The sequence below is a fragment of the Variovorax sp. GW460-12-1-14-LB1 genome (assembly GCF_059423605.1).
Genome location: NZ_JBWKYF010000045.1, coordinates 46,557 through 54,788, shown reverse-complemented (window position 1 = coordinate 54,788; position 8,232 = coordinate 46,557). Strand labels below are relative to the sequence as shown.

Annotated in this window: 10 protein-coding genes; 7 read left to right on the top strand and 3 right to left on the bottom strand. The window is 67.6% G+C overall.

Features of this window, described 5'->3' with window-relative positions; translation table 11 throughout:
* Positions 1-78: 78 nt before the first annotated feature.
* Positions 79-1,119 (bottom strand): phosphoribosylformylglycinamidine cyclo-ligase, encoded by a 1,041-nt coding sequence (gene purM / locus AC07Y4_RS21515; protein ID WP_056571902.1) that lies wholly within the window; start codon positions 1,117-1,119, stop codon positions 79-81.
* Positions 1,120-1,271: 152 nt separating this feature from the next.
* Between purM and hda the strand changes: the two genes are divergently transcribed.
* The 5 genes from hda (at position 1,272) to AC07Y4_RS21490 (ending at position 6,182) form a co-directional block, all read left to right on the top strand.
* Positions 1,272-1,961, top strand: a complete 690-nt coding sequence (hda, locus tag AC07Y4_RS21510; protein ID WP_056571899.1) for a DnaA regulatory inactivator Hda — start codon at positions 1,272-1,274, stop codon at positions 1,959-1,961.
* 42 nt (positions 1,962-2,003) lie between these two features.
* The gene (gene pcnB, locus AC07Y4_RS21505; protein ID WP_492684580.1) at positions 2,004-3,641 is read left to right on the top strand and encodes a polynucleotide adenylyltransferase PcnB; all 1,638 of its coding nucleotides are present in this window, start codon (positions 2,004-2,006) and stop codon (positions 3,639-3,641) included.
* A complete protein-coding gene (gene folK, locus AC07Y4_RS21500) occupies positions 3,638-4,291 on the top strand; it encodes a 2-amino-4-hydroxy-6-hydroxymethyldihydropteridine diphosphokinase (protein WP_495275022.1) in 654 nt (217 codons plus the stop codon). The genes pcnB and folK overlap by 4 nt, the downstream gene beginning before the upstream one ends.
* Before the next feature lie 221 nt (positions 4,292-4,512).
* Positions 4,513-5,157: a DUF47 domain-containing protein gene (locus AC07Y4_RS21495; protein ID WP_056571891.1), complete on the top strand. Its 645-nt coding sequence runs from the start codon at positions 4,513-4,515 to the stop codon at positions 5,155-5,157.
* 14 nt (positions 5,158-5,171) lie between these two features.
* Positions 5,172-6,182 (top strand): inorganic phosphate transporter, encoded by a 1,011-nt coding sequence (locus AC07Y4_RS21490; protein WP_062475084.1) that lies wholly within the window; start codon positions 5,172-5,174, stop codon positions 6,180-6,182.
* Between the two features lie 53 nt (positions 6,183-6,235).
* On the opposite strand, the gene AC07Y4_RS21485 is transcribed toward AC07Y4_RS21490, so the two are convergent.
* Positions 6,236-6,682 carry a TM2 domain-containing protein gene (locus AC07Y4_RS21485; protein WP_095950592.1) on the bottom strand — a complete coding sequence of 149 codons (447 nt, stop codon included), beginning with the start codon at positions 6,680-6,682 and terminating at the stop codon, positions 6,236-6,238.
* 8 nt (positions 6,683-6,690) lie between these two features.
* Positions 6,691-7,215, bottom strand: coding sequence for a GNAT family N-acetyltransferase (locus AC07Y4_RS21480; protein WP_495275021.1), 525 nt, complete (start codon positions 7,213-7,215; stop codon positions 6,691-6,693).
* A 179-nt stretch (positions 7,216-7,394) separates the two neighbouring features.
* Here AC07Y4_RS21480 and rpsP point away from each other — a divergent pair, with 179 nt between their 5' ends.
* Together rpsP and rimM are read left to right on the top strand one after the other, a co-directional pair.
* On the top strand, positions 7,395-7,658 hold the full coding sequence (gene rpsP / locus AC07Y4_RS21475; RefSeq protein WP_070062321.1) for a 30S ribosomal protein S16: 264 nt from the start codon (positions 7,395-7,397) through the stop codon (positions 7,656-7,658).
* A gap of 15 nt (positions 7,659-7,673) precedes the next feature.
* On the top strand, positions 7,674-8,228 hold the full coding sequence (gene rimM / locus AC07Y4_RS21470; protein WP_495275020.1) for a ribosome maturation factor RimM: 555 nt from the start codon (positions 7,674-7,676) through the stop codon (positions 8,226-8,228).
* The last annotated feature ends 4 nt before the right edge of the window (positions 8,229-8,232 follow it).

The following is an 8,232-nucleotide window of genomic DNA, read 5'->3' as shown; positions in this document are numbered from 1 at the left end:
AGGGTGGCGTCGGGCAGCGGCGTGGCCATCCGGGGAACGGGGCGTGCGGTGAGAAAAAGAAAAAGAACGGGCGCGCGATCAGGCGACGACCACGGCCGCGCCGTCGCCGCGCTCGGCGATCACGCCGATCTCGTGCACCGATTCACCGGCGGCGCGCAGCGTGGCGGCGCAGGCGGCGGCTTCGGCCGCATCGATCACCACGACCATGCCGATGCCGTTGTTGAAGGTGCGGTTCATCTCGATGTCGTCGATGCCGGCCACCTTCTGCAGCCAGGCGAACAGCTCGGTCTGCGGCCAGCTGCCCTTCTTGAGGTGGGCGGCGGTGCCTTCGGGCAGCACGCGCGGGATGTTCTCGAGCAGGCCGCCACCGGTGATGTGGGCCAGCGCCTTGATCGGGTGCTTGCCCAGCGCTTCGAGCACGGGCTTCACGTACAGGTGGGTGGGTTCCATCACGGCTTCGCGGAAGGGCTTGCCGTCCAGGGTGGCGGGCAGGTCGGCGCCGGCGCGTTCGATCACCTTGCGCACGAGACTGAAACCGTTGGAATGCACGCCGGCCGAGGCCAGGCCCAGCACCACGTCGCCGGGCTTCACGTTCTGGCCCGTGAGGATCTTCGACTTTTCGACCGCGCCGACCGCAAAACCGGCCAGGTCGTACTCGCCGGCCGGGTACATGCCGGGCATTTCGGCGGTTTCGCCGCCGATGAGGGCACAACCGGAGAGTTCGCAGCCGCGGGCGATGCCGCCAACCACGGCCGCGGCCGTGTCCACGTCGAGCTTGCCGCAGGCGAAGTAATCCAGGAAGAACAGGGGCTCGGCGCCCTGCACCAGCACGTCGTTGACGCTCATGGCCACGAGGTCGATGCCGACCGTGTCGTGCATGTTCCATTCGAAGGCCAGCTTGAGCTTGGTGCCCACGCCGTCGGTGCCGCTCACCAGCACCGGCTCCTTGTAGCGCTTGGGCACTTCGAACAGCGCGCCGAAGCCGCCGATGCCGGCCAGCACGCCTTCGCGCATGGTTTTCTTCGCCAGCGGCTTGATGCGGTCGACCAGGGCGTCGCCTGCGTCGATATCGACACCGGCGTCCTTGTAGCTGAGCGGGGTGGGCGTGGAGGAGGTCATGGGCGGGCGGTGTCGAGAAGAAGGAGCGAAAAGGTTCGCGAAGCAGCGAGGAAGGGCGGGCAGGGGAGGCGCCGGCGACCGAGGCGGCCGGGCCGATAGAATTCCTCACGATTTTAAGGGCCCTCCGGGCCCCCTCCATGAACCTTCCCGGGATGAAACAGCTCGCGCTCGATATCGGCATTGCGACGGGCCCCAGCTTCGACGCCTTTTTTGCCGGCCCCAACGAGGCGGCGCTGCGACACCTGCAAGTGTGGGTCGGCGGCGCCGATGGCAGCCCCGCGCTGCACTCGCCGGTGCCGACCTACCTCTGGGGCGACAGCGGCAGTGGCAAGACCCACCTGCTCGAATCCGTGCGTGTCGCACTGGCCGAGCAGGGCGCCAGCGTGGGCTGGCTGCACGCCGGCCTGCTGGAGCCGCCCGAGTTCGACGAGCGCTGGGGCGCCGTCCTGCTCGACGACGTCCACCTCTACACCGCGGTGCAGCAGCACGCGGCCTTCAACTGGTTTGTCAACGCCCAGACCCTGCAGCGCGGCGTGGTCGCCGCCGGCGCCTTGCCGCCGGCCGACCTGCCGCTGCGCGAAGACCTGCGCACCCGCCTCGGCTGGGGCCATGTCTTCCATCTGCAGGTGCTGAGTGAAAGCGAACGCCGCGCGGTGCTGCGCCAGGCGGCCGACGCGCGCGGCGTGATGCTGTCCGACGACGTGCTCGACTTCATGCTGCACCGCTTCAGCCGCGACCTGGGCAGTCTGATGGAGCTGCTGTCGCAGCTGGACGGCTACGCCCTGCAGACCCAACGCGCGATCACCATTCCGCTGATCCGCTCCATGCTCGAAAACGAATAGACAGATAAGAAGAAGCGCCTGCTCCTCCTCAAAAAACAACCAATGATCAAGAAATTCATCGACAAGCTGCTCGGCAAGTCCGCCGGCGGCACGCAGGGCAAGAGCCGCTTCGGCAAGCGCCAGGAGGTGCCGGCAGAGGTTCACAAGATCGATCCCGCCCTGGTCGACGAACGCGCGAAGAACGTGGTCACCACGCTGCAGCAGGCCGGCTACGAGGCCTACGTGGTGGGCGGCGCGGTGCGCGACCTGCTGCTGGGCCTGCGGCCGAAAGATTTCGACGTGGCCACCAATGCCACGCCCGAGCAGGTCAAGTCGCTGTTCCGCCGTGCCTTCATCATCGGCCGGCGCTTTCGCATCGTGCACGTGGTGTACGGCCGCGGCCGCGAACATGAAGTGATCGAGGTCTCGACCTTCCGCGCCTACATGGACAGCGCCGCCGCCGAGCAGGTGGCCGGCAACGAACGCACCAGCAAGGGCGAACTCGCGAGCATGAAGCACGCCGTGGACGCCAGCGGCCGCGTGCTGCGCGACAACGTCTGGGGCCCGCAGGAAGAAGATGCGGCGCGCCGCGACTTCACCGTCAACGCCATGTACTACGACCCGGCCAACCAGGTCGTGGTCGACTATCACAACGGCATCAAGGACGCCCAGAAGCTCACGCTGCGCATGATCGGCGACCCGGTCACGCGCTACCGCGAAGACCCGGTGCGCATCATTCGCGCGATCCGCTTCTCGGCCAAGCTCGCTGCGCTCGGTTTCAAGATGGAAGCCAAGACCGCCGCGCCGCTCATCGAGTCGAGCAAGCTGCTGGCCGACGTGCCGCAAAGCCGCATGTTCGACGAGATGCTCAAGCTGTTGCAGACCGGCCATGCCATCGCGACGGTGGAGCAGCTGCGCAAGCTGGGGCTCGCCACCGGCATCTACCCGTTGCTCGACGTGGTGGTGGAGCGCGCCGACCAGCCTTTCGTGAAGGCCGCCCTGCAAGACACCGACCGCCGCGTCGGCGAAGGCAAGCCCGTGGCGCCCAGCTTCCTGCTGGCCTGCGTGCTGTGGGCCGACGTGCGCGACGGCTGGGCCCAGCGCCAGGAAGGTCGCCACGGCCAGCGCCCGCAGCCGCCGTTCCCGGCGCTGCAGGATGCCATCGACGACGTCTTCAATTCGCGTATCGGCGACGTGTCGGGCCGCGGCAAGCTGGCCGCCGACATGCGCGAGATCTGGATGATGCAGCCGCGCTTCGACAAGCGCACCGGCTCCACGCCCTACAGCCTGGTCGAGCAGGCGCGCTTCCGCGCCGCCTTCGACTTCATGCGCCTGCGTGCCGACGTGGGCGAGGTCGGCGAAGCCATCGCCGAGTGGTGGCAAGAGTTCAGCACCGCCGACGACCTGCGCCGCCAGGACCTGCTCGAGCAGGTGCGCGAAGAACAGAAGGTGCGCCAGCGCGTGCGCCTGCGCGACCCGGCCGCTGCGCCCAAGCCGCGCAGCGAGCAGCCGGCGCGCCAGAAACAGGCCGCGACCGAATCGGACGACGGCGACGGACCCGACATCGAGGCCGACGCCGTGCCGCCGGACGGCGAAGCCGCCGCGCCGCGCAAGCGCAAGCGCCGGCGCAAGCCGCGCCCCGTGGGCGGCGGTAGCGGTGGTGGCGGCAGCGAGGGCGGCGGGAGCGCCGCAGGCGAATGAGCACGCCCGACCGACCGAAGGACGGCAAGAAGAGCGCCCCGGCTGCCAAGGCCGCCAAGGGGGGCAAGGGGGGCAAGGGGGGCAAGCCCGCACCGCGCGCCGCAGGCAAGCCGCCATCGGCAGGCAGCAAGAGCGGCCCGCCCGCACGCCGCGCGCCTTCGCGTCCACGCGGTCCGCGCGAGGACTACCCGACCGTGCAGGCCTTCGTCGCCATCGGCGCCAACCTGGGCGATGCTGAGGCGACCGTGAAGGAGGCCATGGCCGCCATCGGCGCGTTGCAACGCACCCAGGTCACGGCCCGCTCGTCGCTCTACCGCAGCGCGCCGGTCGATGCCGAAGGCCCCGACTTCATCAACGCCGTGGTGGCCGTGCGCACCGGGCTGGACGCGGAGCAACTGCTCATCGCGTTGCAGCGCCTGGAGACGCTGGCCGGCCGCGAGCGGCCCTTTCCCAATGCGCCGCGCACGCTCGACCTCGACCTGCTGATGCACGGCAATTCGGTGATCGAAAGCCCCACGCTGACCCTGCCGCACCCGCGCATGCGCGAGCGCGCCTTCGTGCTCAAGCCGCTGGCCGAGATTGCCCCCGACAAGGTGCCGCGCGCCGCGCTGGCACGCGTGACCGGCCAGGTCATCCAGAAAATCCGCTGACTCTTGGGGCGGCCGGCATGCGGCTGTCCCTGCCCGATCTCGCCGGCGTTGCCGCGTGCGTGCGGCTGGTCGTGGCACTGCAGCTGCCGGCCTGAGCGAGCCGGTCAAGCCGGGGCCGGAAGGTCGGCCCGACCGGTCGTTCCGGTCGCGCCCGTTAAACTCGGGAAGTTTTCACGAAGGCGTCATGAAATTGTGATTGGCGCGTCCCAGGAGTTTTTTCCATGTTCGGCAAGCTGCTGCCCCGAGAGGGCAATTTTTTTGAAATGTTCAACCAGCATGCCGAGCGCATCGTGGAGGCGGCGCGTGCGTTCGAGCAGCTCGTCACCCACTATGCGGACGTGCACCTGCGCGAACAGTACAACCGCGACGTCGACAACGCCGAGCGCGCCGCGGACCGAGTGACGCACGACGTCAACCGCCTGATCCACAAGACCTTCATCACGCCCATCGACCGCGAGCAGATCCACAAGCTCATCAACACGATGGACGACGTGGCCGACCTGATCCAGGATTCGGCTGAGACCATGGCGCTGTACGACGTGCGCCACATGACCGACGAGATCGTGCGCCTCACGGCCCTGAGCGTGAAGTGCTGCGACCGCCTCAAGGACGCCGTGAAGTACCTCGGCAAGATCGCCGACCCGGCCGTGGCCGAGGCCACGCTCAAGACCTGCGAGGAAATCGACCGCCTCGAATCCGACGCCGACCGCGTGATGCGCAGCGCCATGAGCAAGCTGTTCCGCGAAGAGCCGGACGTGCGCGAGGTCATCAAGCTCAAGGCGATCTACGAGCTGCTCGAGACGATCACCGACAAGTGCGAGGACGTGGCCAACGTGATCGAGGGCATCGTCCTCGAGAATTCCTGAGCGGGTAGCAGCCGATGACAACGGTGCAGGTCGCCCTCTGGGTGGTGGTGGTGCTGGTCGCGCTCGCGATCCTGTTCGACTTCATGAACGGCTTCCACGATGCCGCCAATTCGATCGCGACGGTGGTGTCCACCGGCGTGCTCAAGCCGGGGCAGGCCGTGGTGTTCGCGGCTTTCTTCAACCTGATCGCGATCTTCGTCTTTCACCTGAGCGTGGCGGCCACCGTGGGCAAGGGCATCGCCCAGCCCGGGGTGGTCGACGTGCACGTGGTGTTCGGGGCGCTCATCGGCGCCATCAGCTGGAACCTCGTCACCTGGTACTACGGCATCCCGAGCAGCTCGTCGCACGCGCTGATCGGCGGCATCGTGGGCGCCGTGATCGCCAAGACCGGCACCAGCGGCCTCGTGGCTTCCGGCATCTGGAAGACCGTGGCCTTCATCTTCGTGTCGCCGCTGCTGGGCTTCCTGCTGGGCTCGCTGATGATGATCGTGGTGGCCTGGGGCTTCCGGCGTGCCACGCCCTCTCGGGTGGACCGGTGGTTCCGGCGATTGCAGCTGGTCTCGGCCGGCGCCTACAGCCTGGGCCACGGCGGCAACGACGCGCAGAAGACCATCGGCATCATCTGGATGCTGCTGATCGCCACCGGCTACGCCTCGGCCAGCGACGCGGTGCCACCGACCTGGGTCATCGTGAGCTGCTACGCCGCCATTGCGCTGGGCACCATGTTCGGCGGCTGGCGCATCGTGAAGACCATGGGCCAGAAGATCACCAAGCTCAAGCCCGTGGGCGGCTTTTGCGCCGAGACCGGTGGGGCGCTGACCCTGTTCCTGGCCACCGCGTTGGGCATTCCGGTCTCGACCACGCACACCATCACGGGCGCCATCGTCGGCGTCGGTGCCACGCAGCGCGCCAGCGCGGTGCGCTGGGGCGTGGCGGGGAACATCGTCTGGGCCTGGGTCCTGACCATTCCCGCCTCGGCCTTCGTCGCGGCGATGGCTTACTGGTTCAGTTGGCAGATTTTCTGAAGCACTGAAGCGTCGGCGCCTCGTTCGCAGAGGCGCCGCGCTTGGCCGAGCGACTATTGCGAGATTTTTCGGCCTTCTTCGATCTGGTGTTCGAAGTAGTGCTGGAAGCTGTACACGATGCTCGCCATCAGGATCGAACTGCCGAAGAACAAAGACGCCACCACGGCGCCGATCGTGAGCCAGTTGGTCTGGCCCGGTGCAGCGTCGGCCGGTGCGCCGGCGTTGAAGCGGGCATTCCATTTTTCGGGCGTCATCAGGCCGTAGATGATCGCCATCAACGCGCAGCCCGCGATCGTGAAGCCGAGCAGCGGGATCAGCGCCCAGCTCACGCCGTCGTCCACGCCGTACATGCGCAGGCGCTCGATGCCGTAGATGCCCAGCGCGGTGGGAATAGGCAGCAGCCAGCCGAGCCAGTCGCCCATGCCGCGCAGGTAGAAGCGGTGCAGGCCCAGCGGGCCCCCGAGGAAAGAGAGCCAGGCGGCGACGGTTTTGCTTTTCATCTTTTTCATCATTCGGGTTTGGTGCGGCTGCCTTCGCCGAGTACTTTTTCCATCAGGACCACGTCGCGCCAGGCGTCGAACTTCCAGCCGCAGTCTTTCAGCACGCCCACGTGCGTGAAGCCCTGGCTGCGGTGCACGCCGACCGAGCCGGCGTTGGCCGAATCGCCGATCACCGCGATCAGCTTGCGCACGCCGGCCGCTTCGGCCGCCTGCGAGAGCGCCGCCAGCAGCTGCGCGCCCAGGCCCTTGCCGCGCGCGGCCTCGGACATGTAGATCGAGTCCTCGGCCGAAAACCGGTAGGCCGGGCGGGGCTTGAACCAGTTGCAGTAGGCAAAACCCAACACTTCGCCGTTTTCTTCGGCCACGAGGTAGGGCAGGTTCTTGCCCAGCACGTCGGCGCGCCGGGCGGCCATGTCGGCCTCGGACGGGGGCTCGGTTTCGAAGGTGCCGGTGCCGTGCAGCACGTGGTGGGCATAGATGGCCGTGATGGCTGCGATGTCTTCGTCGCGGCTGGGGCGGAGGGTGAGGGTCATGCGGGTGGGGCAGGCGGCGCGGGGCCGGAATTCGGAGAAAAACCCGGGTCGGGCTATAATCGTGGGCTTTTCAGCGTGCGCTGGCCGGGTGGCCATGTCGCGTGTCTCGACGCTGGAAGAACATCGTGAGCGGGCCTCTTTCTATTTGAACTGGCTCGCTGACCACCCAAGGATAAATCATGGTCGTCATTCGACTCTCCCGCGGCGGCTCCAAAGGCCGTCCGTTCTTCAACATCGTCGTGTCGGACAAGCGCGTTCGCCGCGATGGCCGTTTCATCGAGCGCCTGGGTTTCTACAACCCGACCGCCAAGGAAAACGAAGAAAGCATCCGCATCGCCCAGGACCGCCTCGCGTACTGGAAGAGCGTCGGTGCCCAGGCTTCGCCCACGGTGCTGCGCCTGATCAAGCAAGCCGCTGCTGCGGCTCCCGCGGCGGCCGCCTAAGCCGCCCGCACGGCGATGTTGCCCACACTCGAAGCCGCCGAACTGCCGGCGGATGCGATCGAGGTCGGACGCATCGCCGATGCCTGGGGCATCAAGGGCTGGTTCAAGGTCCTGCCCCACAGCGCCCAGCCCGAGGCGCTTTTTTCTTCCAAGCGCTGGTTCCTGCAGGCTCCCGGAGCCTCCACACCCGCCGCTTTCCGGCTCGCGGTCCGCGAAGCCAAAGAACATTCCGACTGCATCGTCGCCTCGTCCGAGGATGTGCCTGACCGCAATGCGGCTGAGGCCCTGCGCGGCGCGCGCGTGTTCGTGCCGCGCTCGAGCTTCCCGACCGCCGGCGACGACGAGTACTACTGGGTCGACCTGATCGGCCTGTCGGTCGTCAACCGCGAAGGTGTCGTGCTTGGTGCGGTGCGCGAACTGCTCGCCACCGGCCCGCAGACCACGCTGGTGCTGACGGCCGAAGAAGACGGCAAGACCATCGAGCGCATGGTGCCGTTCGTCTCGGTCTTCGTCGACAAGGTCGACCTGGCCGGCCGCCTCATCACGGTCGACTGGCAACCCGATTTCTGATCCG

What these genes read in the sequence shown, in the direction of transcription:
- purM (WP_056571902.1), bottom strand. Translation starts at nt 1,119, where the DNA reads ATGACCTCCTCCACGCCCACCCCGCTCAGCTACAAGGACGCCGGTGTC.
- pcnB (WP_492684580.1), top strand. Translation starts at nt 2,004, where the DNA reads ATGATCAAGAAATTCATCGACAAGCTGCTCGGCAAGTCCGCCGGCGGC.
- AC07Y4_RS21480 (WP_495275021.1), bottom strand. Translation starts at nt 7,215, where the DNA reads ATGACCCTCACCCTCCGCCCCAGCCGCGACGAAGACATCGCAGCCATC.
- AC07Y4_RS21490 (WP_062475084.1), top strand. Translation starts at nt 5,172, where the DNA reads ATGACAACGGTGCAGGTCGCCCTCTGGGTGGTGGTGGTGCTGGTCGCG.
- folK (WP_495275022.1), top strand. Translation starts at nt 3,638, where the DNA reads ATGAGCACGCCCGACCGACCGAAGGACGGCAAGAAGAGCGCCCCGGCT.
- hda (WP_056571899.1), top strand. Translation starts at nt 1,272, where the DNA reads ATGAAACAGCTCGCGCTCGATATCGGCATTGCGACGGGCCCCAGCTTC.
- rimM (WP_495275020.1), top strand. Translation starts at nt 7,674, where the DNA reads ATGTTGCCCACACTCGAAGCCGCCGAACTGCCGGCGGATGCGATCGAG.
- AC07Y4_RS21495 (WP_056571891.1), top strand. Translation starts at nt 4,513, where the DNA reads ATGTTCGGCAAGCTGCTGCCCCGAGAGGGCAATTTTTTTGAAATGTTC.
- AC07Y4_RS21485 (WP_095950592.1), bottom strand. Translation starts at nt 6,682, where the DNA reads ATGAAAAGCAAAACCGTCGCCGCCTGGCTCTCTTTCCTCGGGGGCCCG.
- rpsP (WP_070062321.1), top strand. Translation starts at nt 7,395, where the DNA reads ATGGTCGTCATTCGACTCTCCCGCGGCGGCTCCAAAGGCCGTCCGTTC.